This is a genomic window from Neisseria sp. HMSC31F04 (genome assembly GCF_001807735.1).
GTDB lineage: Bacteria > Pseudomonadota > Gammaproteobacteria > Burkholderiales > Neisseriaceae > Neisseria > Neisseria elongata.
In genome coordinates this window covers 1-26068 of the sequence record NZ_KV790774.1, presented here as the reverse complement: position 1 = coordinate 26068, position 26068 = coordinate 1, and the positions used below count along the sequence as shown (strand labels likewise).

The window sequence follows — 26068 nt, the reverse complement described above, 5'->3', positions numbered from 1 at the left end:
TTGCGCCACGGTGGAGCGGGTGATGCGAACTTTTTCCTCGCCTTCGGTTACTTCGATTTCGGCAATGCCGGATTCTTCAACCAAATCAATCAGCTTTTTCAGTTTGCGTAAGTCCATTTCGGTTTCCTTGCAAAGGTTGTACATCCGCGTTTGACGGCGGCTGCGTAAGGTATGTGGCGGCGCGGTCCGGGCGGTTTGCCCGATGGCGGAACGGGATGGTTCCGCAGGCCGGAAACAAACGCGTATTTTTACTAAGATGGCGTTAAAAGTCCAGCAAAATGTGAGAAAAATACGCTTTTTGCGGTTAAACAGGCAGTTTGGTCGGAAGGCGGGCGGATTCTGAAATGTTTTTAAGCGGTTATGCGGGCGGATAAACGGCGGGTATGGAAAGGCCGTCTGAAAGATGTTTTCAGACGGCCTCATGAAGACTGGATATGGGGGTTATCCGGCAATCGCGGCATATTGTTCCGCGCCGAGCAGGGCGTCGTAGTCGGCGGGGTTGTCGGGTTTGATTTTGAAGAACCAGCCTTGGCCGTACGGGTCGCTGTTGGCCGTTTCGGGTGCCGAGGCGAGGTTTTCGTTGACGGCGGTGATTTCTCCGGCGAGCGGGGCGTAAATATCGGAGGCGGCTTTGACCGATTCGACTACGCCGACTTGGTCTTTTGCCGCCAGTTTGGTGCCGATTTCGGGCAGTTCGACAAAGACGATGTCGCCCAGCAGTTCTTGGGCGTGGAAGGTGATGCCGACGGTCATTGTGCCGTCTTCTTCTTTGCGCAGCCATTCGTGGCTGTCGGCATATTTGAGTTCGGCGGGGATATTGCTCATGGTTTGTCCTCTTTGATCGGGTAAGGGTTTGTTCGGGGGCGGAAGCATAGCAGGCTTGCGGTACTTTTGGAATATACGGTGGTTTTACGTTTGATAGTGCCGTTTAACTTTGTACTGCGGCATAATTCGGTATACGGCAATCCGCCGTTTTGCAGGAGGCTGTGATGAAAAGGTTGATTTTATCCGCCCTGTTGCTGGTGTCGGCAAGCGGGTGGGCGCAACAGGACATTTCACGTGCTTTTGAACACGGGGTGGTAACGACGGAGCGTCCGCAGCAGCGGGATATTTATATTTACACGTATGACGACCTTTATCCGCCGCCTCCGCCTCCACCGCGTTCGTATTTTTATTATGAAGGCGGCAGGAACGGTGTGTCGGTGCGGATTGGGGATGAGGACGACCGGGGGTATGCACCGCCGCCGCGCGTTTATCGGAATTATCCGCCGCCGCGCGGTTATTATCGCGAAGAAGGCCGAGGCGGCAATCCGGGACGCTTTAGCGGCAGTTCCGTCCGTTTCGACGGCGGTACGGCCAATCGGTAGTCGGGATTTGGGTCGTCTGCCGTTTGTGCTTGGCTTGAAAATGAAAGAAGGCCGTCTGAAAACCTGTTTGCTTGGTTTTCAGACGGCCTTTTGCTGTTTTTTAGAACGGTTTGTATGTCGCCAGCCAGTAAATGGTGCCGACGATGCCCATCGACAGCAGGTAAAACAGCCAGGCTTGCGTGCTGCGGGGCTTGGATTTCAGTGCCTTCATGCCGACGAGGACGTAGGCAACCACTAAAAGCAGTTTCACGCCCAGCCAGTTGGCGTTGCCGAAGGGCGTCCAGTGGGCGATGGTCATAATCCACAGGCCGGTGAACAGTAGTGTGGTGTCGTTGAGGTGCGGCAGCACTTTCAATACGCCCGGCAGGGGTTTTTCGGGTTTGGCAAACAGCATCCAGTAGCGCAGGTTGAACAATAAAACGGTCATGGCGACAAAAAACAAGTGGCCTTTTTTTGCCCAGATGTAAATCATGGTCGGTTTTCCTTATCTATCGGTTCGGTTTTCGGATACGTTTTTCTATGGCCAGCAGTTGCGGCGGATGGTTGCGCTGGTTGGTAAAGCGGTAGTGCAGGGCTTGATATTGTTCCTGCGGCAGGGCGGCCGCCCATTGTTCGATGGCGGCGGCTTCGGCGCGTCCGGCCGGGTGGCCGCTGTAAACGACGGCGGTCAGCAGCCCGCCTTCGGCCAGCAGCACGGCGGCGGCCTGCATGGCGCGCACGCTGCTGTCGGCTTTTGTGGTAACGGTTTTGTCGCCGCCGGGCAGGTAGCCGAAGTTGAACATGGCGGCATCCAGCGGTTCGCGGACGTAATCGGCCAAATCGGCATGGCTGGCGGCAATCAGTTCCACTTGTCCTTCAACGCCGTTTTCGCGCAACAGTCCGGCGGTGTTGGATAGGGCTTGCGCCTGGATGTCGAACGCCCAAACTTTTCCGTTTCCGCCCGCAAGTTGCGCTAAAAACAGGGTGTCGCGGCCGTTTCCGGCTGTGCCGTCCAAGGCGCGGCCGCCGTTTTTCAGACGGCCTTCGATGAGTTGACGGGCAAAGGCGAGGGCGGGCAGCAGGGGCATATTCGGTTTTCCGGTTGCAGATTTCCGCTGTTTGTCCGGCCGGTGCGGCGGCCAGCCGAGTCAAAAGCGCGGGCAGTATAAAGTGAAGTGGGGCGGTTGCCAACCATGTGGAAGGAAAGCCGCCATGGCGGGCGGTTTTTATTTTGTGGTTATGCGTCCAACTTCAAGTCGCCGTCTTTAATCCAACCGATGCGGCGCATGGGGATGGCAATCAGCCAAGTCAAAAGCGCGGGCAGCACGAAATGCAGCAGGCCGATGGCCAGCCACACCGAAGGCGCGCCGCCCATCGCGTCCAACGTGCCGACCTGGCCGACCAGCCCGCTCGTGCCCATGCCCGCGCCCGAGGGGATATTCTGCATTTGGAAGACCAGCGTTGCCAGCGGGCCTAAAATGGCGGAGGCGATAATCGGTGGCAGCCAGACTTTCGGATTCTTCACGATATTAGGCATTTGCAGCATACTGGTGCCCAAGCCCTGGCTCAACAGCCCCGACCAGCGGTTGTCGCGGAAACTCATGACCGCGAAGCCGACCATTTGGGCGCAGCAGCCGACTGTGGCCGCGCCTGCCGCCAAGCCGTTGAGCGACAAGGCAATCGCCACCGCCGCGCTGGAAACAGGCAGCGTCAGCAAAATACCCATGATGACCGACACCAAAATACCCATCAAAAACGGCTGCAAATCCACCGCCCACATAATCAGCGCGCCGATTTCGGTCATGGCCGTCTGAATCGCGGGGCCGACGAATTGGGCGGCGGCCAAACCCGCAATCAGCGTGGCGGCAGGCGTGGCGACGATATCCACGGGCGTGGATTTATAAACCAGCTTGCCGAACTCCGCCCCGACGGCGGCGGCGATAAAGCAGCCGACCGGTCCGCCCAAAGCCGCACCCGCCGTGCCTGTGGCAACGCTGGCAAACAACACCAGCGGCGGGGCTTTCAGCGCGTAGGCCACACCCACGCCTATGGCCGCGCCCATCGCCCCCTGCGCCTGTTTGCCAATTTCTATCAGCCAAGGCCAGTCCAGCCAGCCGCCGACGGTTTTTAAAATCAGGCCGATAATCAGCGACGAGAACAGCCCCAGAGCCATAAAGTTCAGCGCGTCTATGCCGTAGCGGCGCAGGCTGAATTCGATGTTGCGCGAGGCAAGGAAGGTACAGAATGCCATGTTTTTTCTCCTGTGTGATGTGTGCGGCGGTTGTCTGTGCCGCATTTGAATGCGACGGGTATGCCTGATATGTTTTCAGACGGCCTCTTGATGGGGGAGGCCGTCTGAAAAAAGTAAGGGATGGCGGGTTGGTTAAGGCCGGTATGCTCCGGTTTGCCGCCAAGATTTTCAGACGGCTTACATGCCCAGTTCGTTTAAGAAGCGGATGTCGTCCGCCCAGCCCGATTTCACTTTGACCCAAACTTGTAAAAATACTTTGCAGTCGAACAGTTTTTCCATGTCGAGGCGGGCTTCGGTGGAGATTTTTTTCAGTTTTTCGCCGCCTTTGCCGATAACGATGGGTTTTTGGTTTTCTTTGTCCACCAAAACGGCGATGTAGATGTGTTGGATGCTGTTTTCTTCTTTGAACTGTTCGACTTCCACGTTCATGGCATAAGGCAGTTCTTCGCCCAGATAGCGGAACAGTTTTTCGCGCACGATTTCCATGGCGAGGAAGCGGCTGGATTTGTCCGTAACCATGTCTTCGGGATACATGGGGACGCTCTCGGGCAGGTAGGTTTTGAGCAGCTCGAGCAGGTTGGCGATGCGCAGCCCGTGTTTCGCGCTGACGGCTTCGGCGGCGGCAAAGTCGAATTCGCGCCGTACGTCGTCGATAAAGGCTTGCAGGGCGTATTTGTCTTTTGCTTTGTCTTTGTCGATTTTATTGACCGCCAGAATCACGGGGGTGTGTTTGGGCAGTTGTTTGATGACGGTGCGGTCGGCTTCGGTGAGGCGCATGGCTTCGACGACGAAGACAACGGCATCTACGCCTGTTAAGGCTTCGGTAACGTTTTGGTTGAGGCGGTCGTTCAGCGCGTTGCGGTGGTCGGTTTGGAAGCCGGGGGTATCGACGAAGACGAATTGGGCGGTGTCGTCGGTGTAGATGCCGGTTACTTTGTGGCGCGTGGTTTGTGCTTTTTTGCTGGTGATGCTGATTTTTTGCCCGATGAGGTGGTTCATCAGGGTGGATTTGCCGACGTTGGGACGGCCGACGATGGCGATGAAGCCGCAGCGGTAGCCGTTTGGGACGGGGTATTCGGGACAGGGGGTGTCGGTGTAGGTCATTGGTTTTCCTTTTTGCAAGTATGAGGCCGTCTGAAAGCGGGCGGTATTGGGGAAGGGTGTTTTCACTCCGTTTCGGTTTCGCTTTCAGACGGCCCGGCGTATCCGTTGTCCGGCATTTGCCATACTGTTTCGATACATTGCTTTAACAGTTGCAGGCCGGGGTTTTGCGCGTATTCGTCGGCATGGATGAAGTGCAGCGGCAGGGTTTGGCGGTATTCTTCGATGACGGCGACGGGCCTGCCCGCATTGATTGCCGCCGCCGCTTTGCTTTCCGGCACCATGGCGATGCCCAGGCCGTCGGCCACGAGGTCGATGATGGTCTGCGGGTAGTCGCACAGGATTTGGCGTTTCGGCGCGAGGCGGTTGGCACGCCAGAATTGTTGCAGGTGTCGGTTGCTGCTCGCCGCGCCAGACATTTCGATCCAAATGTGGTTTTCCAGGCTTTGGGGTATGCCTTGGCGGATGGCGTCGCGTTCGGCTTTGGGGCAAATCAGCGAATAATGGATATTTTCCAAGAAAATGCTGCGGATGCCCATTTGTTTGGAGGTGCCGAGGAAAAAGCCGCCGTGCAGTTTGTGCTCCTGAATCCTGTCCGCGATTTCGCCGCTCATGCCGTATTGGATGTGCAGACGGGTTTTCGGTTCGCGCCGGCTGACGAGGGCGGTGAGGCGGGTCACTTTGGCCGAGTCCACGGGGTGAATCAGGCCGAGGCGGATTTCTTCTGTGTGGTTGGCGGCCAGCGTTTTGGCAAAGTGTTCCAGCCGGTGTTTGTGTTGCAGCAGGGATTCGGCCTCGGGCAGGAAGATTTCGCCTGCGCGGGTCAGGCTCATGCCGTTGCTGTTGCGGACAAACAGTGGTGTGCCCAGTTCGTTTTCGATGGCTTTGATTTGTGCCGAAACGGCGGGTTGGGATAAAAACAGCCGTTCGGAAGCCTGGGTCAGGTTGCCCTGGTGCGCCACGGTAACGAAGGCTTTGAGTTGGTTCAGTTCCATGTTTTTCTCTTTTGCGGGTGTCGGGTCTGTCATGACGCGGTTGTTCTTTTCGGCTGCGGTTTTAACATAAACGCGGGGCAAAGAGAAGGAAAAGTTAAATTTTGTCAGGATGGTGTGCAGGCCGTCTGAAAGCGTTGCGGCAGGGTGCGCAGAAGTGTTGTTTTTGGGGGGTAAAACAAACAGGCCGTCTGAAAGTGGTTTCAGACGGCCTGTTGGGTTTGTGCGGCTTATTTGCAGCTGACGCCGGCGATTTTGCCGTTGTTCAGTTTGATGTTGCACCGTGTGCTGCTGCTGCCGGAGATGGTTACGCCGTCGGCGGATTTCCTGATGGATAGGGGTTCTTTTACGCCCATGGAAACGGCGGTAGCGGCCAGGTTTTCGGTCAGTTGTTCGGACAGGCCGGCGGAGTTTTCCTGTATTTTGATGTCTTTCGCCATGGCGGCGGGTGCGGCAACTGCGGCGGCAAGGGCCAGCAGAACTGCGATTTTTTTGTTCATGGTTATGTTTCCTAAAATGCGCCTGAGGTGTCCAGGCCAGTGCAGGGTAAAGTAATTTTTTGTGTGGGGCAAGGATTTAACGTGTTTTTATATAACGGGTAATTTTGTTCCGATTTGCAAAAATACGGTTGCGGATGCGGATAGCGGTGTTTTTGCGGTTGTGGTGTTTGGACGGTTGTTCCAATGGAGGAAGGCCGTCTGAAAACGCGATGTTGGTTTTCAGACGGCCTTATGCCGTTTGCGGATATCTATCGCGGTTTCCGCGAATGGCGGGTTTTACGCCTGTATCCGATGGTTTTTAGCTTTCCTTAGCGCAGCTCGGTATGCAGGCGGTTCAGCCATTCTTTGCTTTCCGGGCCGGTATAGAGGCTGCCGTCCCTGTTGAGGATGCGCAGTCTTGCACCTTCTTTGACCGGTTCGAGGAAGGCAACTAATTCGGGCTGCTGGGTCGGTGCGGCGGCTTTTTTGCCGAACAGTCGGCCGACGAGTCCGGGTTTCTTCTCTCGGACTGCGGCACCTTCGGCTTGTGCAGGCTGCACGAGGAAGGCGTGTTTCTCGGTATTTTGGCCGATAACGGTCAGGCCGATCCGGTCGAGTGCCAGTGCGGTGCGCCGCCAGTTACGCGAGTAGTCGCCGGAGAGCAGCAGGCTGCCGTTTTCCAGTTTGGCCAGGTTGGAAGTCTGTTTGGCGGCGGCAGTGTCGCCGAGTTCGGACTGGATTTGTTTTTCGTCCGCGCCCAGGTATTGCATGAAGCGTGCCAAAAAGGCGGCTTCCAGGTTCGGATCGTTCGGACGCGGCTGCCACATGGTGCGTTCTTCGCTGCGGTCGGTATAGGTTTCGCTCATGCCTTTGTGGGCGAAGAAGATGTCTGTGCCGCCGTTTTTGGCTTGTTCGATGCGGATGATGAATTTGTCGCGCTCGCTGGTGGAGTAAACGCCGCCCAAGCCGATTTTTTCGAGCAGGCTGCGGAGGCCGCCGCCGGAGAGTTTGGCTCGGTTTTCAGCCCAGTCGGTTTCCATTTGGCCGATGGCGGGTTCTTCGCTTGCAATGGTAAAGCCGCTTTCCTGCCAGAAGGTTTTCAGCAGCGGCCACAGTTCGGCGGGTTTTTTGCCGGATACGGTCAGCCAACGTTGGCTGCCGTCCCGTTCCATTTTGACACCGCTCACGCCTGCGAGGACGGTCTGGCCGCCTGCATGTTGGTTGATTGCGCGGTTGCGGTTGACGTCGCTGGCGCGGACGGCGCCGCTGCCGGCAGGCAGTTGGTAAAGGCTGTTTTGCCCGGGGTTGGTCAGGTCGGGTGGGACTTCGAGGTTCACGACTTTGCGGTTTTGCGATTGATAGTCGAGTTTGGGTTGTTCTTTTTTACTGCCCGAACATGCGGCCAGGCTGAGGAGGGAAAGAGCCAAAATGGCGGGTTTGATTGGATTCATACGGACTCCGTGTGGGATTAAATCAGTTTGGCTGCGGCCAGTGCGGCACGTACTTTGGCTTGCCCGCCTTCGGTGAGGGGGATGATGGGCAGCCGGACGTGTGCGGCGCAGACGCCGAGTTGTTCTGCAGCCCATTTTGGGGCGGCAGGACTGGGTTCGCAGAACATAACATCGTAAATCGGGGTGAGTTGTTTGTTCAGTTCGCGTGCGCGTGGGATTTCTCCGTTTAGGGCGGCACGGCACATGTCGGAGAAGAGTTTGGGGGCAACGTTGGCTGCCACGGTAATCACGCCATGGCCGCCGCACAGCATGAAGGCGATGCCTGTGGGGTCGTCGCCGGAATAAACGGCAAAGCCTTCCGGAACATGGTTGATTAAGTCGATTTCTCGGCCGATGGCGCCGCTCGCTTCTTTAACGCCGACGATGTTGGGAATTTCGGCTAGGCGCAGGATGGTTTCGTTGCTCATGTCTACCACGGTACGTCCGGGCACGTTGTAGATAATCATCGGGATATCGACCGATTCGGCAATGGTTTTGAAATGGCGGTAAATGCCTTCTTGGGACGGTTTGTTGTAGTAGGGGACGACTGACAGGGTGTAGTCCGCACCCGCTTTTTTGGCGGCTTGCGAAAGGGCGACTGCTTCGGCAGTGCTGTTGCCCCCCGTACCGGCAATGACGGGAACGCGTTTGGCGGTATGTTTGACTACTGCTTCGATAACGGCGGTGTGTTCTGCTACGGAAAGGGTGGCGGATTCTCCCGTAGTGCCGACGGCGACGATGCCGTCGGTGCCGTTGGCAATGTGCCAGTCAATCAGTGTTTCGAGTTGTTGGAAATTGACGCTGCCGTCTTCGTGCATGGGGGTAATCAATGCAACCAAGCTGCCTGTCAGCATAATAAAACCTTTGTAGTGGGTTGGAAAAAACACGCCGATTTTAGCCTAACTTTTGCCGGATAGGCAAAAGGCCGTCTGAAAGGGATTTTATGTCTGATGCGGGACGATGGGCCGTATTGGTGGCGGTATATTTGTTTTCAGACGGCCTGCATGCGGGGTGCAGGGTGTTACTGTTCTGTTTCTTCTGCCAAAAAGGTACGCAGTTTTTGCATGGCTTTGGCTTCTATTTGGCGGATGCGTTCGGCGGAAACGCCGTATTCGGCAGCCAGTTCGTGCAGTGTCAGCCCGCCGTCGTCCTGCAGCCAGCGTGTCTCGACGATGCGGCGGCTGCGGTCGTCGAGTTTGGCCAGTGCGTTTTGCAGGCCTTCGGTTTGCAGGGTGTAGTGGGCTTTGCGTTCGATTTGGCGCGTCGGCTCGTTGTCGTGGTCTGCCAGCCAGTCTATGGGGGCAAAGTTGTCGTCATCGTCACTGTTGTCTGCCAGCAAGGCGACATCTTTGCCTGTCATGCGTTGTTCCATTTCCAAAACTTCGGAGAGTTTGACTCCTAAGTCGTCGGCAATGGCCTGCGCCTCTTTCGGTGAAAGTGCGGACAGGGATTTGCGCATGCTGCGCAGGTTGAAGAACAGTTTGCGTTGCGGTTTGGTGGTGGCGACGCGTACCAAACGCCAGTTGCGCAGGATGAATTCGTGAATTTCGGCCTTAATCCAGTGAACGGCAAAAGAAAACAGCCGTGCGCCGCGATCGGGTTCGTAGCGTTTGACGGCTTTCATCAGGCCGATATTGCCTTCCTGGATCAGGTCGGCTTGGTTAAGGCCGTAGCCGTCGTAGCCGCGGGCGATGGATACAACGACGCGGAGGTGCGAAAGGATCAGTTGTTTGGCGGCCTCTACGTCGCCTCCCATTTTGCGTTCGGCCAGATTGTGTTCTTCTTCCGGGGTGAGCAACGGGATGCTGTTTACTGTGTGGATATATTGATCCAGGCTGCCGTGTCCGCTGGGGACGGGGAGTGTGGTGATTTGACCGGTGGTCATTAATCGGTTTCCTTGTGGATGCGGGGCTTTTGGCCAGTGTGTAAAGCGGCGTAGTGTACGCTATTTTTCCGCTAAGAAACGCGAGTCGTGGTTAAAATGGTTTTCAGACGGCCTATTTGGTTCATATATATATGATTTTAATATATTTTATTTTTAATGAAGGGTGTGGGATGATGGTGTTTGCAGATAAAGAAACGGCAACGTTTGGGAGACGTTGCCGTTGGGGTGCATCAGAATAAATCGTTCAAATCGTTATCGGCCGTGGGTTTTCGGTTGATTGGTTTGACTTCGGTTTCTTCCGTTACCCTGTTGATGGGTTTCAGCTCTTGTTCACCATTGTCTTGATCTGTTTGGGTTAGTGAACCTGTATCAGTGTTTTCATTGGCGGGGCGGCTGCTGGTGTTGTCAATTCTAATCGACGGGTCGGTAGTTTGACGTTCTTTGTAGAAATATTCTCCTCCACGCAGTACCAAGCCGGTCGGCACCTTCATGCCTTTACTTTCTTTGCCTTTCAATGCGTGACGCATATATTCCACCCAAACAGGCAGGGCGATAGTGCCGCCATAGCCAGCACGACCCATACTGCGCGGTTTGTCGAAGCCGATGAAGACGGCGGTTACGATGTCTGGGTTGAAACCGACAAACCATGCGTCTTTGTTGTCATTGGTCGTGCCGGTTTTGCCAGCAATGTCCGAGCGGCCCAGAGACAATGCGCCTCGAGCAGTACCGTATTTGACGACATCCTGCATGATTTTATACATGATGTAGGCATTGCGCGGGTCGATAACCTGCGGTGCGTTCTCCCCGGCGACAAGCGGTTGCATTTGGGCTTTGAGGCGGTCTTGCGAATCATAGATTTTGTCGATGACATACGCAGAAACTTTGTAGCCGCCGTTCGCAAAAACAGCATAGGCTTCAGCCATTTGTAAAGGAGTGCTTGATCCCGCTCCAAGTGCCATTGAAAGGTTGGCAGGATGGTTGGACGGTTTGAAGCCAAATTTTTGGATATATTGCTGTGTATAGTCCACACCATTGGCCATCAAGATACGGATGGAAACCATATTTTTGGATTTGGTCAACGCATGGCGCAGTGTAATCGGACCATCATAACGGCCGTCTGAATTTTTCGGTGTCCAAGGCCGACCTCCCCGTCCTGCTCCGGGAATGGAAAGCGGTTCGTCATTTATTAAAGTTGCAGCTGTCATGCCTTTTGCCAGTGCTGCCGAATATACAAAAGGTTTAAATGAAGAACCCGGCTGACGCATGGCTTGGGTAGCTCGGTTGAAATTTTTGCTGTGGAAGTTATAACCGCCAACTAAAGCTTTTACCGCGCCGGTGTGTACATCCAAGGCAACTAATGCGCCCTGTAAGGCAGGTTCTTGGGCGATACGCCATCCGCCGCCTTTGATCCTTTGCAGGCGGATAACCGCACCCGGACGAAGTTGTGCTTCTTCGAGTTTTGCATTGAGGATGGCATTGCGCGCACTTCCCATTTGAGCGGGGGTTAAACGAACGCGGTCGCCTGTTGTGATTTGAGCGACAATACCGGTGTTTTTTGATGCTTCAATAATAACGGCAGGTTCCAGCCCGTCAACGGCATGCATGGTAGATAGGTATTTGCCGACTATTTCTTCAAGATCTTCATCACTGTCTTTGCCTAGTTCCAAATATCCCTCGGCACCACGATAAGCGCTGCCCCGATCAAAGCCGCGTAAAGTTTTGCGTAATGCATTGGTGGCAATGCGTTGGCTTTCGGTATCTACCGTTGTATACACTTTAAAGCCTTGCGTGTAGGCATCTTCTCCATATTTCTCGTAGAGTTCCTGACGTGCCATTTCCGCGACATACAACGAAGTTTGGTCGATATCTTGAACATGTCGTTCGTAATGCAGCTCTTGATTAAAAGCCGCATTTTTTTCAGTAGGAGTAATCATACCGAGCTCAACCATATTATTGAGTATGTATTCTTGGCGTTGTTTCGCCCGTTTCGGGTTGACTAGTGGGTTGGCAGCAGAGGGGAATTTGGGTAAACCTGCCAACATTGAGGCCTCTGCTAAATTTAGTTCTTGCACAGGTTTATTGAAATAAACCTGTGATGCGGCAGCAAAGCCATATGCACGCTGCCCCAAATAAATTTGGTTGAAGTAAAGTTCTAAAATCTGATCTTTAGTTAAAGATTGTTCTATTTTGTAAGCAAGTAAAGCTTCGTTAAATTTTCGTGTGAAAGTTTGTTCGTTGGTCAGGTAAAAGTTACGGGCGACCTGCTGTGTAATTGTACTGGCACCGGAACGAACTCCGCCTGAGCGTAGATTCCCCACCATTGCACGGCCTACACCAAATACATCTACTCCCCAATGCTGATAAAAGCGTTTGTCTTCTGCAGCAATCACAGCATCTTTTAATACTTGAGGAAACTCTTTGATTTCGGTAAATGCCCGCCGTTCCTCACCATAAGAGCCAATTAATTTTCCATCGGCAGAGTAAATGGTTAGCGGCATTTTAGGTTGGTAGTTTTGAACTGCATCTAAGGCAGGTAATTTCGGGTAGGTAATCAAGACAGCAATCGCCAATAGGCCGATAGCGAAGAGAATCAGTCCGACAAGCAAACCGAATAGCGTGGTGAGAAATTTTTTAATCATGACTAAGTAATATTTACCCAAGAAGGCATTAAATAAAGTAAAATGGGTTTAACGTTTAGACAGGGCAGTAAATCAATTACTGCACATTCGTATCAACCGCTTACGGAAGCCGATATTGTAACCAATATTACATGGCAGGGAAATTAGTTATGCGTTTAACAAAAAATGGAAAAAATACAAAAGGTAAAGCTTCGTCAGGCTTTTCTGCGCGAGGTGCAGTCGGTATAGATGTTACTCAGAATGCCATTAAAATGGTTTATCTGTCTGGTCGTAATTTAAATCAAGTTCAGTTGGAAAAGTACTCCGTAGTTCGTTTGCCTAAAAACATCATAAAAGGAAATCGAATACTGGATTACGATCAGCTAGTCTTATATTTGCAACATGCGTATACCCAATTAAATACCAATAATCGCAATATCGTTGTTGCAATGCCTCAAACACTCACAACTATTGAGACAGTTTCGTATAGTGCAAAAGATACGGAGATGGATGTAGAGGATTTTGCAGAATTTGAGATTGCCCAGTTAGTGCCTTTGGAAGAAGTCAATTATGATTATCAGATACTGAGTGGTAACTCTTCTCAAAATAAGCTCTTGCTAGTTGCTTCGCGAAAGGAAGATATTGAGCCTAGATTGGAGGCGTTTGATAGTGCTAATTTGACCCCAAAATTTTTGGATGTTGATATTTTCGCTCAGGCAAATGCCTTTAATTATTGGTTGAATGATCAATCTCCCGAGTTGCAAGGGGAGAAAGTTGTTGTTGTTAACATTTCAGAAAGTGAAATGTATTCTCTTGTTATGCAAGATGGTCAAATACTATATAGACAAGAATCGCCATTGGGGGGGGAGCAGTTAAATCAATTGATTCAAAGAACTTATCAAGTTAGTGAAGAACAAGCGCAAGTAATGCAAAAAGGAGGGGATAGGCCTGCAGATTATCAGATTCAAATTTCTGATAGATTTAATGTCCAAGTAGCTCAAGAAATTCAGCGAGTTTTGCAATTTTACTATACTACGCAATCTGGGGAGCAATTCTCGAATATCAAACATATTTTCTTGACCGGTGCAGTATCTGCCCAAATTGGATTAACAGAGGTTATTTTTTCCCAAACAAACACTGCTGCCGAATGTATTAATCCAATTAGTTGTTTACAGTATGGTAAGCAAGTGGATGCATCCGAATTGCATCAAGACGGATCTGGTTTAACAGTTGCATTCGGTCTGGCTTTAAGGGGGTTGTAAAAATGATGGACTTGATCAAAATTAATCTCTTGCCGTATCGGGAAGAGTTAAACCAAAAGAAAAAGCAAAAATTTAATGCTGTGATGGTTGCTTCAGGGCTTGTTGGGGTTGGTTTATCAGTAGTAGCTTTTATGGGCATCAATCAAGCCATTTCTACTCAAGAAAGTAGAAATGCCTTTTTAGAAGGTGAAATTAAAACGCTAGATACAGCAATAGCGGAGATAGCTAGTTTGAAAGCAGAAAAGGAAGATTTTCTTGCGAAAAAACAGAAAGTGGAAGAGCTACAAGGTAAACGTTTCGAAGGTGCACATATAATAGACACGTTAAATCAGCTTATACCAGAAGGGGCTTTTCTACTTTCAGTATCTTCAGCTAATGAGAAAAGTTATGAAATAAAAGGTAAGGCTTCTAGTGATAACCGAATTGCAATGTTTATGAAATCCTTGCCTTCTACTATGGTATTTGGACAGCCTGAGCTTTTAGGAATCAAAAAGACAGATAATGGTCAGGAATTTGTTGTTAAGGCAGACTTAATATCCCTAAATAATAAAGTGCTTAGTGTTGGGTCTGGAGTAGAAGCTGATGCTGTATCAAAAGAGTTTGCATCTGGTGCATCAGTAGTGGCACCAGCTGAACAAAATGCATCGAATGGGGGAAGATAAAATGGCGAGTAAAGATTTGGATTTTAAGAATCTACATGAACTAAATGACCCATTAAAATATGGATTAGCTTGTTTGTTAATTATCATAATATTAGGGTTAGGATATTTATTCTTTTTTAAGGAGCAGTTGGCTGAACTGGATGTTGCTAAAGAAAAAGAGGTTAGTTTAAAAGAAACTTTTCGACAGAAAAGTATACAAGCTGCTAATTTGAATAACTTAAAATTAGAGTTGGAGGCACTTCGAGCTTCATTTGATCAATTATTGAAACAACTTCCAACAGATAAAGAAATACCAAATTTAATTCAGGAGTTGCATCAAGCAGCTTCGAAGAATGGTTTGCAATTAAGTGGATTATCCCCACTGGAGCCAATAAATGACGGTGCAATTCAGCGTCTTCCATATAATCTTTCAATTAGTGGTCAATATGACCAAGTAGCTAAATTTGCACGAGATATAGGAGAGTTATCGCGAATAATTACCTTAAGTCAGCTAAATATAAAGAAAGATGATAAAACTGGTTTAATCACTCTCGACGCTATCGCAAATACATATAAAGCTCGTCCTGCTGCAGATCTAGAAGCAGAGCGGAAGCGGAATGAGGCTGCTTCTGCCTCTGCTGCTCAGTAAGATTAATGGGGAATTGAAATGATAAAAAAACTTTGTTTGTTGTCAAGTTTGTTACTGTTGTCAGCGTGTGATGCGGAGCCAGGCGATCTTCGCGAATGGGTTGACGCAACAAAAAAAAAGGCTGAGGGAAAGTTTACTCCTGTAGATATTCCTCAAGGGGCACCTCAGTTGACTTATACTCCTCCTATGCAACCAACATTAGATGCGTTTAATAGTAAAAGGTTGAGTACTAATCAAAATGGTGTTAATGCTCCAGATTTGAATAGACCAAAAGAGGTGTTAGAGGCTTTTGGATTAGACAGTATTAAATATGTTGGCTCATTTAATCAAAAAGGTAAAATATCAGCCTTTGTTGAGGTAGATGGTCATGTTTATACTGTAGGGAAAGGTAATTATATCGGTCAAAACTATGGGCGAATCACAAATATAAGGGCTGATGCAATAGATATAACAGAATTGGTTGAGGATGCTTATGGTAATTGGACTTTTCGCCAATCTGAATTAATATTAAATGGTTCAGAATAGGTAAAAAATTAGGATTTAAGGGGTTAATATTATGAAAAAATTAGTGGCTGTTAAAATTTTTCCAATTTTAGGAATGACATTGGCTGTGCAATCTGTCTTTGCGGGCAATATTACTGATATTAATGTTTCTACATTGCCAAATAATCAGAAGATTGTTAAAGTTAAATTTGATAAAGATACAGTTTTGCCATCAAATTCGATGGTAAATGAACCTTCTTCTCGTGTTGCTTTAGATTTTCCATCTACTGGAGTCACATTGCCACAATCTACATTTGAGTATGCAGATTCATTATTAAACCAGGTTACAGCAGTAAAAAATAGAAATAATGCTCGTGTATTGTTGGGTCTAAACAGATTAGGACAGTATAAAGCAGAGGTTAAAGGTAAAGAAGTTTGGATTTATATTAATGAAGCGGTGTCTTCGAGTCATACGACACCCAGTGCTCAAATGGTAAATAGTAAAACTGCAAGTTCTGAAGTTGCTGCAGTTACGGTTGATTTTAGAAAGTCAGGAAGATCAAATGGTATTGTTGAGATCATGACTAGAAAATATCAGGGTAAACCTGATATTAAACAGAATAATGGTAGTTTAACAATTACATTAAAAAATTATCCGCTCCCTGTTCAAGCTCAGCGTAATTTGGATGTGACTGATTTTAGTACACCTGTTCGAAATGTTATTCTAAAGAGAATTGGTAATGACACTCAGGTGGTTATCAAAAATCAAGGCGCATGGGCTCATAGCATTAAAACAATGAATGATCGCCTTGTTATTGAAATAACTCAGAAATCATCAGTTGAAGGTTCAGGTCTCCCTTCTAATCAAAATAAATCATTTAAGGGTAATAAAGTTTCCTTGGATTTTCAAGATGTTGATGTCCGTACAGTGTTGCAAATTCTGGCTAAAGAGTCAGGTATGAATATTGTAGCTAGCGATAGTGTTACAGGAAAAATGACATTGACTCTTAAAGATGTTCCTTGGGATCAAGCGTTAGATTTAGTAATGCAAGCTCGCAATTTGGATATGCGAAAAACAGGTAATGTAATTAATGTTGCACCTAGAGATGAATTGTTAGCTAAAGATAAAGCAATTTTGACTCAACAGAGGGAAATTGATGAGTTAGGTCCTTTGTATTCTAGAACCTTCCAATTAAAATATAAAAATGTAGAGGAATTCCGTAAGATACTGAAATTAGATGATTCTTCTAGTAGTGGTAATGGAAGTAAAACAATTTTGAGTAGTCGGGGTAGTGCATTAATTGATCCAGCTACCAATACTTTAGTTATTACTGATAATACTTTTATACTGCAAAAATTTGAAAAATTAATTGCAGAATTAGATGTTCCCGCACGGCAGGTGATGGTTGAGGCTAGAATTGTGGAGGCGGAAGACGGCTTCTCACGTCAATTGGGTGTTAAATTCGGATATGCAGGTTCAAATGGTAAAAATAGTTGGGGGAGTAACTGGGCTAATGCTGGTGCTAACCGTAATAGTTATGTAGATAAGCAAAGAACTCTTGCAAATTGGAGTAGAAATCCATCCCAAGATATTCCAGCATTGCCAGCATGGACTGTTGACCCTAATGTGAATTTACCTATAGCTGCTGCTACGTCAAGTATTGCTTTGGTTCATGCGTTATCTTCTGGTGCCCTGGGGTTAGAGCTGTCTGCACAACAGGCGCAGAATAAGTTGAAAATAGTTTCAACTCCTCGTGTTTTAACACAGGACCGCAAAGAAGCGATAATTGAAGCGGGTACTGAAGTTCCATATCAAGAAGCCTCTTCAAGTGGTGCTACATCTACGTCATTTAAGAAAGCAGTATTGGGTATGACTGTAACGCCTAATATTACTCCTGATGGCCAGATAATTATGGATATTAAGATCAATAAAGATTCAGTAAATTCAGATTGTAGGGCTACCGAACCTTGTATAAATACTCAGCGTTTAAATACCAATGTTATGGTAGAAGACGGTGGAACGCTAATTTTAGGTGGTATTTATCAAGAGGAAAACTCAGAAGGCGTAAGTAAAGTTCCATTATTAGGCGATATTCCGGTTGTTGGAAACTTGTTTAAGTCGAAAACTAGATCTGATAAGAAAACTGAACTCTTGATTTTCATTACTCCTCGTATTGTTGATAATATTGGTAGCAATTTGAGATATTGATCTGTTACTAATAAATTCTGAATAGCCTAAAGCCTGTATAACAGGCTTTAGGCTATTTTTTGAATTTGGACTAATATGTAGAAAATGGTACGGCTATCTATTAGTGTTACAAGAGGATATTAAATTAGGATTTGTTCTAGATGAACTGGGATATCCACCTTTGAATTAAGATTATCCTTATGTAAAAAGCCATTTAAGTTACTATGAACAGAACAGATTCGTTGGTTTGTTAGTCACTCTTAATAAATTTTCTTGTGGATTGTATGTGACCGTCTTGCTTGGCTGCATGACAGTCTGTGTGTCAAATTTCTTTTGTGAGATGTCATAGAGTATTCTATTTATATTACTAAATTTGCCTATTCGGATAACAGCATGAAATAGCATGGTAATGTCGGCCATTTGTTTTACCTGTTGTATGCAGAACAATGTTGATTAAAGGTTTACTCCTATTGCGCGTCCTGCAACTAAAGATAAAAGCGGAATGGATTATCTGCACCCTGATAAAAGGGGGACATGGCAATTTTCTTCTTAAGAATTTGAAAGAAGGTACACTTTTGCAATCTGAGTGGCTTTGTTCTCAATATGTTGTGTAAATCAATTTGGGACTCCTTATATTTAAGACCGTCTGAAAAACTCTTTAATTTTTTCAGACGGTCTTTCGTATTATTTTAAACAAGTCATGCTTACTTATGGCTTGAGTAGGTTAAAATAATAAGTTATCTGTGGCGCTTGGAATGTTTTTTCAGACGGCCTTACCTGATAAGGAGGGGCCGTCTGAAAAGTGTTTGAAAATACGAGAATAAAAATATGACGGAAATCTTACTTTTCACTTTTATTTATATGGCTTTTGCCGTAGCTGCCGTTTTGGTTTCGCAAAAATTGGGCTTGGGTTCGGTGTTGGGTTATTTGGCAGCCGGGATTTTAATCGGGCCTGTATTGGGGCTGGTGGGGAAAGAAGCACAATCCATACAGCACGTTGCGGAATTCGGTGTGGTAATGATGCTGTTTTTGGTTGGTTTGGAATTGGCACCACAGATGCTGTGGCGTTTGCGGCATAAACTATTGGGTTTAGGTGGGCTGCAAGTCGGATTGACTTTGGCTGCCATTGCCGGCTTGGCCATGTTGCTGGGGCAAACTTGGCAGACAGGTGTGGCCGTCGGCTGTATCTTGGCATTGTCATCCACAGCCATTGTGCTGCAGACATTTAGTGAGAAGAATTTGCTGCCGACTCCGGGCGGACAGGCCGGTTTTGCCGTATTGCTGTTTCAGGATGTTGCAGCTATTCCTATGTTGGCGTTACTACCCTTGTTGGGTACGGCTGTCGTCAAATCGGATCATAGTGATGTGCAAACCAATCTTTTGGCTGACCAGCCGGGCTGGGTAATCGCTTTGGTCAGCGTGGCGGCAATTGCTGTCATTGTCGTCGGTGTGCGCTATCTTGTTCCAATTACTTTCCGCTTTATCAGCAAGAGCCGCCTGAGGGAGATGTTTACATTATTTACTTTGGCTGTGGTGGTCGGAATTGCAACTTTGATGTCGTTGATCGGTTTGTCTCCTGCACTGGGTGCTTTTATTGCAGGTGTGGCATTGGCAAACAGCTCATACCGACATGAAATGGAAAGCCATTTGGAGCCGTTCAAAGGCTTGTTGCTTGGCTTGTTTTTTATTACGGTTGGCGCGGGTATGAATTTCGGCTTGTTAGGCCGGGAGTTTTTACTGATTCTGGGTTTAACTGTTGCCACTATGGTGGTAAAGATAGTCGTGTTGCTTATATTGGGCAAACTGTTCCGATTGCCTTCTACAGCAGGTAAATTGTTTGCTTTGAGTTTGGCTCAGGCTGGAGAGTTTGGCTTTGTGCTTCTGTCTATTTCCCAGCAGAATCGTGTATTGCCACAAGCACTGGCTGACCGTATTTCCCTTGTGGTCGCATTATCCATGCTGCTGACGCCGGTATTGTTTATCCTGTACGATAAGGTGATTGCTCCGCGAGGTATAGCCAAAGAAAACGAGAGTCGTCCGAACGACGAAATACATGAGGAAAATCCGATTATTTTGTTGGGGCATGGGCGATTTGGACGGCAAATCAACAGTATGCTGACAGGATGCGGCTTTCATACCACAGTCATTGATTTTCATGCCGAAACCGTGGAAGGTTTGAGTAAATATGGCTGTAAAATTTACTACGGCGATGCGACCAGCCCGGAATTATTGAACTCCATCGGCTTGGGTAAGGCCAAATTATTGATTGTTGCTATCGGGGATGACGACCAGTCAACAGAAGTGGTGAAGTTCGTTCGCCGGCATTATCCTACGCTGACCATTATTGCCAGGGCGCATGGGCAACAACATGCTTACAACCTGCATCATGCAGGAGCGGATTTTATCGTCAGGGAAACTTTTGACGGTGCGATTCGCAGCGGACGGATTGCTTTGGAAAGCTTGGGCGTACCGTTGGCGCAGGCTAAGGATTTGAGTGAGTTTTACGCGGCCCGAGACCGATATCACTTATTTGCCTTATCAGAACTGTATGACCCAGAAGTGCCGCCGTTTGCCAATGAAGCATTGATGGAAAAATCAAAGCAACTTGATGAAGAAACTGCGGAAATGATGCAAACGCTGTTACGCGGAGGAACCGTGGATTGGCAGAACGAGGCTGCCGATTGGGCGTATAGTAAAAAGAATTAAACTGTATGCCAGCCATAAAATAATAAAAGGCCGTCTGAAAGTTTTCAGACGGCCTTTTTTTCAGAGAAATCAGTTGCCTGATTTAATTTTTTGCCACAAATCGACGGTTTGTTTTTTCGCTTCATTGCTCATTTGAGGCATCACAAAGCCATCGGCCATATCCTGATCGTTCGGGAAAATCGAACGGACTTCAACCAGCTTCGGATCCATCAGTTTTTTGGCAGGCAGGCTTGCAGGAGCAAAGGTAACGAAATTACCGTTTCGGGCGGCGACTTCGGGTTGCAGTGTGTAATTGATATATTTGTGTGCATTAGCCACGTTTTTGGCATCGGCAGGAATCAGCCAAGATTCAATCCAGAAACCCATGCCTTTCGGTGTCAAAACTTCGATGCCGACTTTGCTGCCGACTTCTTCCGAACGTTTCTTCGCCATATTCAGGTCGCCGCCGTTGCCGACAGCCAAGCAGACGTCGCCTCGCGCCAGTTCGTCAATCAATGACGGGCTGAAACGTTTGATGTCTGGGCGCACTTTTTTCAACACTTCCGCCGCGGCTTCAATATCGGCGGGATTTTTACCTGCCGGATCCTTGCCCAGATAGTTCAGGATGATGGGGAAGACTTCGCTCGGCGTATCCCACATGGCGATGCCGCAGCCTTTTAGTTTGGACGTGTATTCGGGTTTGAATAGCAAATCCCAGCCGTTTTCAGGTAACTGGCCGCCCAAAGCCTCTTTGCCTTTGGCTGTAATCGCCACGGTGTTGACGCCGGAAAAATAGGGGACGGCATATTCGTTGCCGGGGTCGGCAGTTGCCAACATCTCCAGCAATTTGGGATTGATGTCTTTGTAATTCGGGATTAGGTCTTTATTGATTTTTTGATAGGCACCGGCCTGAATTTGGCGCGGAAGGAAGGCGATGCCGGGAACCACCAAGTCGTAGCCCGACTTCCCTGTCAGCACTTTGGCTTCCAGCGTTTCGTTGTTTTCGTATAAGTCGTAAACCAGTTTCAAGTTGTTGGCTTGCTTGAATTCGTCTACGGTGTCTTCATCCACATAATTCGACCAGTTGTAGATATTCAGCGCGTCGGTAGCGCTGCTATTGGCAGCAGTTGCAGGCGTTTGACCGTTGTTTTGTGAATCGGCGGCCTGTTCGGATTTTCCGCCGCAGGCGGCAAGAGCCAGTGCAATCATTGCAGTCAATAAAGTTTTTTTCATGATGGCTATCATTCCTTGGTGTTGATAAAAAAGCTTCCTGCCGTTTATTTCAGTATGCACTGATTCGGTTCGGCAGGATGAGGGGATTGTAATGTTATTTTTACAAAAAATCAAAATATTAAACATAACTTCCTGTGAGGGGTTTGCCGGTTTTGCGTCCAACCGTACACAAAGGAGGCCGTCTGAAAAAGCCTTTACGATAAAAACCTTGCATCTGGGCAGTTTAGTTATTAAAATGCCGAGTTTACGAAATTCAATTCATTCAGGAGATATCCGATATGGCCAATAGCGCACAAGCCCGCAAGCGTGCACGTCAGGCAGTGAAAAACCGCGCGCATAACGCCAGTTTGCGTACTGCGTTCCGCACTGCCGTAAAAAAAGTTTTGAAAGCTGTTGAAGCAGGCGATAAAGCCGCAGCACAATCCGTATTCCGCGACGCGGTAAAAGTGTTGGATCGCATTGCCGACAAAGGCGTATTCCACAAAAATAAAGCAGCACGACACAAAAGCCGTCTGTCTGCCAAAATTAAAGCAATGGCATAACAGCCTTTGCCGACCAACGCCCCCGAGACGGCCGCCTTGCGGTTGGCGGGGGTTGTTTTTTATGGTGGCGTAATTGGGGGCGGCACCGGACAATTCTGCATGAAACAGAGTGGATGAATGTATAAATACCGTTTTTTGCTTTTTGCTGTTGCAGCTGCGTTGCCGGCAGCCGCAGTTGCCAACGATGCCGCGTTGCAATGTACGTTATTGCAAGACAATGCCTTAAGGTTGGCCTGTTACGATAAGGTTTTTGCCGCACAATTGCCGCCGGAGCAGCCGCTTTCAGAGCATGAAGCTGACGGCAAACCTCAGCTCGACGTTGTGCAAAGCGTTCGTCAGAGTGTAGGGAATAAAGAGGCGACGTTGGTGTTTGATACGCCGGAAGGGCAGGCGGAGCCGTCTCAAGAATTAGCCGATGCGGCAGCCGCCTATACGCCTTTGAGTCAGATGTATGATTTGGATGCCAACGATCCGCACGGTATTTTAACCGTACGGGAACACAACCCTATGTACCTCATGCCCGTATGGTACAACAGCAGCCCGAATTATGCGCCGTCCTCGCCAACGCGGGGCGCAGCTTTGAAGGAACGGTTTTCGAATCAAAAACGGATAGAAACCAAAATGCAGGTTTCTTTCAAGAGCAAAATTGCCGAAGATTTGTTTAAAAGCCGTGCCGACTTATGGTTTGGCTATACCCAGAAATCCGATTGGCAGATTTATAACCAAGGCCGCCGTTCCGCGCCGTTCCGCAATACGGATTACGAGCCTGAAATCTTCATTACCCAGCCCGTGAAGGCCCAGCTGCCATGGGGCGGCAGGCTCCGTATGTTGGGTGTGGGTTTTGCCCATCAGTCAAACGGGCAAAGCAGGCCGGAGTCGCGTTCTTGGAATAAAGTTTACGCGATGGCCGGTATGGAGTGGGGCAAGCTGACGGTTATCCCGCGCGTTTGGATGAGGCTTTTCGACAGCAGAGGCGAAGATAACGATAACCCCGATTTAACCAAATATTTGGGTTATGGCGACGTCAAACTGCAATACCGCCTGAACGACAAACATAATTTTTCGACCACCTTGCGCTACAACCCGAAAAGCGGTTATGGCGCGGCGGAGGCGGCCTACACTTTCCCCATCAAGGGCAAACTTCAGGGAGTGGTGCGCGGCTTTCACGGTTACGGCGAGAGCCTGATTGACTATAACCACAAACAAAGCGGTATCGGTTTCGGTTTGATGTTCAACGGTTGGGACGGTTTTTAAAACTTTCAGACGGCCTCTTTCAAAGATACCCGGGGCCGTCTGAAAAATTCGTTTCTTTCAAAACGGCGGCGTATAATGCGCAGCCTGCTCCACATAGAACAAAGGCATGGCAGACAAAAAACAAGAAGGCGGTATTGGCAAAGCGCTGAAAAAATACCTGATTACCGGCGTTCTGGTATGGACGCCGATTGCCGTTACCGTGTGGGTAATCGGTTATATTATTTCCGCGACCGATCAGTTGGCGGCATTGATTCCGGCGCAATGGCAGCCGGAACGCTACCTCGGCTTCCATCTGCCGGGAACCGGATTCCTTGTGGCCGTAGTCGTCTTATTGATTACCGGCGTGTTTGCCGCCAATATGCTGGGACGCAAGATTTTGGAGGGGTGGGATTCGCTTTTGGGGCGTATCCCGGTGGTGAAATCCATCTATTCCAGCGTAAAAAAAGTATCCGAATCCTTATTTTCCGACAACAGCCGCTCGTTTAAAACGCCGGTTTTGGTTCCTTTTCCGCAGCCGGATATTTGGACGATCGGATTCGTATCCGGTGCTTTGGCCGAAAGCGTTGCCTCCGCCCTGCCGGCACAGGAAGGCTATATTCCCGTTTATGTGCCGACCACGCCCAACCCGACCGGCGGCTATTACATCATGGTGAAAAAGAGCGACGTGCGCGAACTCGACATGAGCGTGGACGACGCATTGAAATATGTGATTTCGCTGGGCATGGTGATGCCGGACGAAGTGCCGGCAAAAGCTTTTGCCGAATACAGGCCGTCTGAAAACGGCGATACGGAACAAAACAATTAAGGAGTCTTTTCAGACGGCCTTTTCTTTCTTTTTAAATTGAACAATCATAAAAAGGTGATTTTATGCGTACCAACTATTGCGGCCTGATCAGCGAGCAATACTTAGACCAAACCGTAACCGTCAAAGGCTGGGTACACCGCCGACGCGACCACGGCGGTGTGATTTTTATCGACCTGCGCGACCGCGAAGGCATTGTCCAAGTCGTGATTGACCCCGACACGCCCGAAGCGTTTGCCACTGCCGATTCCGCCCGCAACGAATACGTTTTGAGCATTACCGGCCGCGTGCGCAACCGTCCGGAAGGCACGACCAACGACAAAATGATTTCCGGCAAAATCGAAATCCTTGCCAAAGAAATCGAAGTGTTGAACGCTGCTGCTACGCCGCCGTTCCAAATCGACGACGAAAATATCAGCGAAAACGTGCGCCTGACCAACCGCGTTATCGATTTGCGCCGTCCGGTGATGCAGCGCAACCTGCGCCTGCGTTATCAAGTCGCTATGGGCGTTCGCCGTTATCTGGACGCGCAAGGCTTCATCGACATCGAAACTCCGATGCTGACCCGTTCCACGCCTGAAGGCGCGCGCGACTACCTCGTGCCGAGCCGCGTTCATCCGGGCGAGTTTTTCGCGCTGCCGCAATCGCCGCAATTGTTCAAACAACTGTTGATGGTGGCAGGTTTCGACCGCTACTACCAAATCACCAAGTGCTTCCGCGACGAAGACTTGCGTGCCGACCGCCAGCCTGAATTCACCCAAATCGACTTGGAAACCTCGTTCTTGAACGAGGATGAAATCATGGACATCACCGAAGGCATGGCAAAACAAGTCTTCCAAGACGCGTTGGGCGTGGACTTGGGCGATTTCCCGCGTATGCCTTACGCCGAAGCCATGTTCTACTACGGCTCCGACAAACCCGATATGCGCATCAACCTGAAATTCACCGAGCTGACCGACCTGATGAAGACCGAAGAATTCAAAGTCTTCCGTGGCGCAGCCGACATGAAAGGCGGCCGCGTGGTTGCCCTGCGCGTACCGAACGGCGCGAAATTCAGCCGCAAAGAAATCGACGAATACACCAAATTTGTCGGCATCTACGGCGCGAAAGGTTTGGCGTATATCAAAGTGAACGATGTCAGCAACCTTTCCAACGGCGAAGACAGCGGCCTGCAATCTCCAATCGTGAAATTCCTGTCTGAAAACGCCCTGAAAGAAATCATCGAGCGTACCGGCGCACAAAACGGCGACATTATCTTCTTCGGCGCAGACAAAGCCAAAGTCGTTAATGAAGCCATCGGCGCGCTGCGTATCAAAGTCGGTTTGAAACACGGCGCGGAAAACGGCTACTTCGTGGACGAATGGAAACCTTTGTGGGTTGTCGATTTCCCGATGTTCGAATACGACGAAGACGGCGACCGCTGGGCAGCCATGCACCATCCGTTCACCTCGCCCAAACCAGGTCATGAAGACCTGATGGCGTCTGATCCTGAAAACTGCCTGGCCCGCGCCTACGATATGGTATTGAACGGCTGGGAAATCGGCGGCGGTTCTATCCGTATCCACCGTGCCGACGTACAGGAAAAAGTGTTCGCCGCGCTGAAAATCAGCCCTGAAGAGCAACAGGAAAAATTCGGCTTCCTCTTAGACAACCTGAAATTCGGCGCGCCTCCGCACGGCGGTTTGGCATTCGGCCTTGACCGTCTGGTTACGTTGATGACCGGTGCAGAATCCATCCGCGACGTGATTGCCTTCCCGAAAACCCAACGCGCCCAATGTCTGCTGACCAACGCACCGAATGCGGTGGACGACAAACAGTTGCGCGAATTGAGTCTGCGCCTGCGTCAGAAAGCGACCGAAAATAAAGAAGCGTAGTTTTCCGCTTGTAACGGTTAAAGGCCGTCTGAAAAACAGCTTTCAGACGGCCTTTCCCATTTTTCAGCCAATTCAAATCAAAATTCAAATCAAAAGGAAGCGTCCTGTTGATGCGGAAACGGCAACGCCGTTTTGCGGAATGGCCGCCGAGTGAAAAGCCGTGTAAAGGCACGGCAAGGTAGGTCGGCTGCTGGTAAAAGCATGTTTCCCTGCTTGATTGCCCGTTTGCGCTCCGATTAGGATGACAGCCTTTCGAACAGGCAGAGACCTTTGCAAAATCCCCCCAAAATCCC

24 protein-coding genes and 1 pseudogene are annotated in these 26068 nt (G+C 49.1%); 11 read left to right on the top strand and 14 right to left on the bottom strand.

What is annotated here, in order from left to right:
• Together HMPREF3107_RS12500 and gcvH are read right to left on the bottom strand one after the other, a co-directional pair.
• Window positions 1-117 (bottom strand): annotated as a pseudogene (locus tag HMPREF3107_RS12500) (acetyl-CoA carboxylase biotin carboxyl carrier protein); the annotation flags it as partial.
• Between the two features lie 324 nt (window positions 118-441).
• Window positions 442-825 (bottom strand): glycine cleavage system protein GcvH, encoded by a 384-nt coding sequence (gene gcvH / locus HMPREF3107_RS02235; protein WP_070452890.1) that lies wholly within the window; start codon window positions 823-825, stop codon window positions 442-444.
• Window positions 826-989: 164 nt separating this feature from the next.
• Between gcvH and HMPREF3107_RS02230 the strand changes: the two genes are divergently transcribed.
• The gene (locus HMPREF3107_RS02230) at window positions 990-1367 is read left to right on the top strand and encodes a hypothetical protein (RefSeq protein ID WP_070452887.1); all 378 of its coding nucleotides are present in this window, start codon (window positions 990-992) and stop codon (window positions 1365-1367) included.
• A gap of 100 nt (window positions 1368-1467) precedes the next feature.
• Here HMPREF3107_RS02230 and HMPREF3107_RS02225 read toward each other — a convergent pair whose 3' ends face one another.
• From HMPREF3107_RS02225 to HMPREF3107_RS02180, 10 genes are all read right to left on the bottom strand, one after another.
• Window positions 1468-1839 (bottom strand): SirB2 family protein, encoded by a 372-nt coding sequence (locus tag HMPREF3107_RS02225; RefSeq protein WP_049252816.1) that lies wholly within the window; start codon window positions 1837-1839, stop codon window positions 1468-1470.
• Window positions 1840-1855: 16 nt separating this feature from the next.
• Window positions 1856-2434, bottom strand: coding sequence for a tRNA 5-(aminomethyl)-2-thiouridylate-methyltransferase MnmM (locus HMPREF3107_RS02220; protein ID WP_070452884.1), 579 nt, complete (start codon window positions 2432-2434; stop codon window positions 1856-1858).
• A gap of 149 nt (window positions 2435-2583) precedes the next feature.
• The gene (locus HMPREF3107_RS02215) at window positions 2584-3597 is read right to left on the bottom strand and encodes a PTS sugar transporter subunit IIC (protein ID WP_070452881.1); all 1014 of its coding nucleotides are present in this window, start codon (window positions 3595-3597) and stop codon (window positions 2584-2586) included.
• Between the two features lie 177 nt (window positions 3598-3774).
• Window positions 3775-4701 (bottom strand): GTPase Era, encoded by a 927-nt coding sequence (gene era, locus HMPREF3107_RS02210; RefSeq protein WP_070452878.1) that lies wholly within the window; start codon window positions 4699-4701, stop codon window positions 3775-3777.
• 62 nt (window positions 4702-4763) lie between these two features.
• A complete protein-coding gene (locus tag HMPREF3107_RS02205) occupies window positions 4764-5693 on the bottom strand; it encodes a LysR family transcriptional regulator (RefSeq protein ID WP_070452903.1) in 930 nt (309 codons plus the stop codon).
• Between the two features lie 227 nt (window positions 5694-5920).
• The gene (locus HMPREF3107_RS02200; RefSeq protein ID WP_070452875.1) at window positions 5921-6190 is read right to left on the bottom strand and encodes a hypothetical protein; all 270 of its coding nucleotides are present in this window, start codon (window positions 6188-6190) and stop codon (window positions 5921-5923) included.
• 308 nt (window positions 6191-6498) lie between these two features.
• Complete coding sequence (bamC, locus tag HMPREF3107_RS02195) at window positions 6499-7620, bottom strand: outer membrane protein assembly factor BamC (protein ID WP_070452872.1); 1122 nt, start codon at window positions 7618-7620, stop codon at window positions 6499-6501.
• 17 nt (window positions 7621-7637) lie between these two features.
• The gene (dapA, locus tag HMPREF3107_RS02190) at window positions 7638-8513 is read right to left on the bottom strand and encodes a 4-hydroxy-tetrahydrodipicolinate synthase (protein WP_070452869.1); all 876 of its coding nucleotides are present in this window, start codon (window positions 8511-8513) and stop codon (window positions 7638-7640) included.
• Window positions 8514-8680: 167 nt separating this feature from the next.
• Window positions 8681-9544, bottom strand: a complete 864-nt coding sequence (rpoH, locus tag HMPREF3107_RS02185; protein WP_070452866.1) for an RNA polymerase sigma factor RpoH — start codon at window positions 9542-9544, stop codon at window positions 8681-8683.
• A 230-nt stretch (window positions 9545-9774) separates the two neighbouring features.
• Window positions 9775-12183, bottom strand: a complete 2409-nt coding sequence (locus tag HMPREF3107_RS02180; protein WP_070452863.1) for a penicillin-binding protein 1A — start codon at window positions 12181-12183, stop codon at window positions 9775-9777.
• A 149-nt stretch (window positions 12184-12332) separates the two neighbouring features.
• On the opposite strand from HMPREF3107_RS02180, the gene pilM reads away from it, so the two are divergent.
• The 6 genes from pilM to HMPREF3107_RS02155 all read left to right on the top strand — a co-directional run bounded on the left by pilM (window position 12333) and on the right by HMPREF3107_RS02155 (window position 20091).
• Complete coding sequence (gene pilM / locus HMPREF3107_RS02175) at window positions 12333-13424, top strand: type IV pilus assembly protein PilM (RefSeq protein WP_070452900.1); 1092 nt, start codon at window positions 12333-12335, stop codon at window positions 13422-13424.
• Between the two features lie 2 nt (window positions 13425-13426).
• On the top strand, window positions 13427-14086 hold the full coding sequence (locus tag HMPREF3107_RS02170; RefSeq protein WP_070452860.1) for a PilN domain-containing protein: 660 nt from the start codon (window positions 13427-13429) through the stop codon (window positions 14084-14086).
• Window positions 14073-14714 carry a type IV pilus inner membrane component PilO gene (locus HMPREF3107_RS02165; protein ID WP_246828568.1) on the top strand — a complete coding sequence of 214 codons (642 nt, stop codon included), beginning with the start codon at window positions 14073-14075 and terminating at the stop codon, window positions 14712-14714. The genes HMPREF3107_RS02170 and HMPREF3107_RS02165 overlap by 14 nt, the downstream gene beginning before the upstream one ends.
• 18 nt (window positions 14715-14732) lie before the next feature.
• Complete coding sequence (locus tag HMPREF3107_RS11285) at window positions 14733-15239, top strand: pilus assembly protein PilP (protein WP_083284587.1); 507 nt, start codon at window positions 14733-14735, stop codon at window positions 15237-15239.
• Between the two features lie 31 nt (window positions 15240-15270).
• Window positions 15271-17406, top strand: coding sequence for a type IV pilus secretin PilQ (locus HMPREF3107_RS02160; protein WP_070452857.1), 2136 nt, complete (start codon window positions 15271-15273; stop codon window positions 17404-17406).
• An 807-nt stretch (window positions 17407-18213) separates the two neighbouring features.
• A complete protein-coding gene (locus HMPREF3107_RS02155) occupies window positions 18214-20091 on the top strand; it encodes a monovalent cation:proton antiporter-2 (CPA2) family protein (protein WP_070452855.1) in 1878 nt (625 codons plus the stop codon).
• A gap of 69 nt (window positions 20092-20160) precedes the next feature.
• On the opposite strand, the gene HMPREF3107_RS02150 is transcribed toward HMPREF3107_RS02155, so the two are convergent.
• Window positions 20161-21303, bottom strand: coding sequence for an extracellular solute-binding protein (locus HMPREF3107_RS02150; protein WP_070452893.1), 1143 nt, complete (start codon window positions 21301-21303; stop codon window positions 20161-20163).
• 278 nt (window positions 21304-21581) lie between these two features.
• On the opposite strand from HMPREF3107_RS02150, the gene rpsT reads away from it, so the two are divergent.
• The 4 genes from rpsT to aspS all read left to right on the top strand — a co-directional run bounded on the left by rpsT (window position 21582) and on the right by aspS (window position 25775).
• Window positions 21582-21845, top strand: a complete 264-nt coding sequence (gene rpsT, locus HMPREF3107_RS02145; protein ID WP_041961506.1) for a 30S ribosomal protein S20 — start codon at window positions 21582-21584, stop codon at window positions 21843-21845.
• Window positions 21846-21962: 117 nt separating this feature from the next.
• Window positions 21963-23099, top strand: coding sequence for a phospholipase A (locus HMPREF3107_RS02140; protein ID WP_070452851.1), 1137 nt, complete (start codon window positions 21963-21965; stop codon window positions 23097-23099).
• A 106-nt stretch (window positions 23100-23205) separates the two neighbouring features.
• The gene (locus HMPREF3107_RS02135; protein WP_070452848.1) at window positions 23206-23904 is read left to right on the top strand and encodes a DUF502 domain-containing protein; all 699 of its coding nucleotides are present in this window, start codon (window positions 23206-23208) and stop codon (window positions 23902-23904) included.
• A gap of 62 nt (window positions 23905-23966) precedes the next feature.
• Window positions 23967-25775, top strand: coding sequence for an aspartate--tRNA ligase (aspS, locus tag HMPREF3107_RS02130; protein WP_070452845.1), 1809 nt, complete (start codon window positions 23967-23969; stop codon window positions 25773-25775).
• A gap of 84 nt (window positions 25776-25859) precedes the next feature.
• Here the strand turns inward: aspS and HMPREF3107_RS12270 are convergent.
• Window positions 25860-26068: hypothetical protein (locus HMPREF3107_RS12270; protein ID WP_210391376.1), on the bottom strand; the 209-nt coding region annotated here is incomplete at its 5' end.

What these genes read in the sequence shown, in the direction of transcription:
- gcvH (WP_070452890.1), bottom strand. Translation starts at nt 825, where the DNA reads ATGAGCAATATCCCCGCCGAACTCAAATATGCCGACAGCCACGAATGG.
- HMPREF3107_RS02230 (WP_070452887.1), top strand. Translation starts at nt 990, where the DNA reads ATGAAAAGGTTGATTTTATCCGCCCTGTTGCTGGTGTCGGCAAGCGGG.
- HMPREF3107_RS02225 (WP_049252816.1), bottom strand. Translation starts at nt 1,839, where the DNA reads ATGATTTACATCTGGGCAAAAAAAGGCCACTTGTTTTTTGTCGCCATG.
- HMPREF3107_RS02220 (WP_070452884.1), bottom strand. Translation starts at nt 2,434, where the DNA reads ATGCCCCTGCTGCCCGCCCTCGCCTTTGCCCGTCAACTCATCGAAGGC.
- HMPREF3107_RS02215 (WP_070452881.1), bottom strand. Translation starts at nt 3,597, where the DNA reads ATGGCATTCTGTACCTTCCTTGCCTCGCGCAACATCGAATTCAGCCTG.
- era (WP_070452878.1), bottom strand. Translation starts at nt 4,701, where the DNA reads ATGACCTACACCGACACCCCCTGTCCCGAATACCCCGTCCCAAACGGC.
- HMPREF3107_RS02205 (WP_070452903.1), bottom strand. Translation starts at nt 5,693, where the DNA reads ATGGAACTGAACCAACTCAAAGCCTTCGTTACCGTGGCGCACCAGGGC.
- HMPREF3107_RS02200 (WP_070452875.1), bottom strand. Translation starts at nt 6,190, where the DNA reads ATGAACAAAAAAATCGCAGTTCTGCTGGCCCTTGCCGCCGCAGTTGCC.
- bamC (WP_070452872.1), bottom strand. Translation starts at nt 7,620, where the DNA reads ATGAATCCAATCAAACCCGCCATTTTGGCTCTTTCCCTCCTCAGCCTG.
- dapA (WP_070452869.1), bottom strand. Translation starts at nt 8,513, where the DNA reads ATGCTGACAGGCAGCTTGGTTGCATTGATTACCCCCATGCACGAAGAC.
- rpoH (WP_070452866.1), bottom strand. Translation starts at nt 9,544, where the DNA reads ATGACCACCGGTCAAATCACCACACTCCCCGTCCCCAGCGGACACGGC.
- HMPREF3107_RS02180 (WP_070452863.1), bottom strand. Translation starts at nt 12,183, where the DNA reads ATGATTAAAAAATTTCTCACCACGCTATTCGGTTTGCTTGTCGGACTG.
- pilM (WP_070452900.1), top strand. Translation starts at nt 12,333, where the DNA reads ATGCGTTTAACAAAAAATGGAAAAAATACAAAAGGTAAAGCTTCGTCA.
- HMPREF3107_RS02170 (WP_070452860.1), top strand. Translation starts at nt 13,427, where the DNA reads ATGATGGACTTGATCAAAATTAATCTCTTGCCGTATCGGGAAGAGTTA.
- HMPREF3107_RS02165 (WP_246828568.1), top strand. Translation starts at nt 14,073, where the DNA reads ATGGGGGAAGATAAAATGGCGAGTAAAGATTTGGATTTTAAGAATCTA.
- HMPREF3107_RS11285 (WP_083284587.1), top strand. Translation starts at nt 14,733, where the DNA reads ATGATAAAAAAACTTTGTTTGTTGTCAAGTTTGTTACTGTTGTCAGCG.
- HMPREF3107_RS02160 (WP_070452857.1), top strand. Translation starts at nt 15,271, where the DNA reads ATGAAAAAATTAGTGGCTGTTAAAATTTTTCCAATTTTAGGAATGACA.
- HMPREF3107_RS02155 (WP_070452855.1), top strand. Translation starts at nt 18,214, where the DNA reads ATGACGGAAATCTTACTTTTCACTTTTATTTATATGGCTTTTGCCGTA.
- HMPREF3107_RS02150 (WP_070452893.1), bottom strand. Translation starts at nt 21,303, where the DNA reads ATGAAAAAAACTTTATTGACTGCAATGATTGCACTGGCTCTTGCCGCC.
- rpsT (WP_041961506.1), top strand. Translation starts at nt 21,582, where the DNA reads ATGGCCAATAGCGCACAAGCCCGCAAGCGTGCACGTCAGGCAGTGAAA.
- HMPREF3107_RS02140 (WP_070452851.1), top strand. Translation starts at nt 21,963, where the DNA reads ATGTATAAATACCGTTTTTTGCTTTTTGCTGTTGCAGCTGCGTTGCCG.
- HMPREF3107_RS02135 (WP_070452848.1), top strand. Translation starts at nt 23,206, where the DNA reads ATGGCAGACAAAAAACAAGAAGGCGGTATTGGCAAAGCGCTGAAAAAA.
- aspS (WP_070452845.1), top strand. Translation starts at nt 23,967, where the DNA reads ATGCGTACCAACTATTGCGGCCTGATCAGCGAGCAATACTTAGACCAA.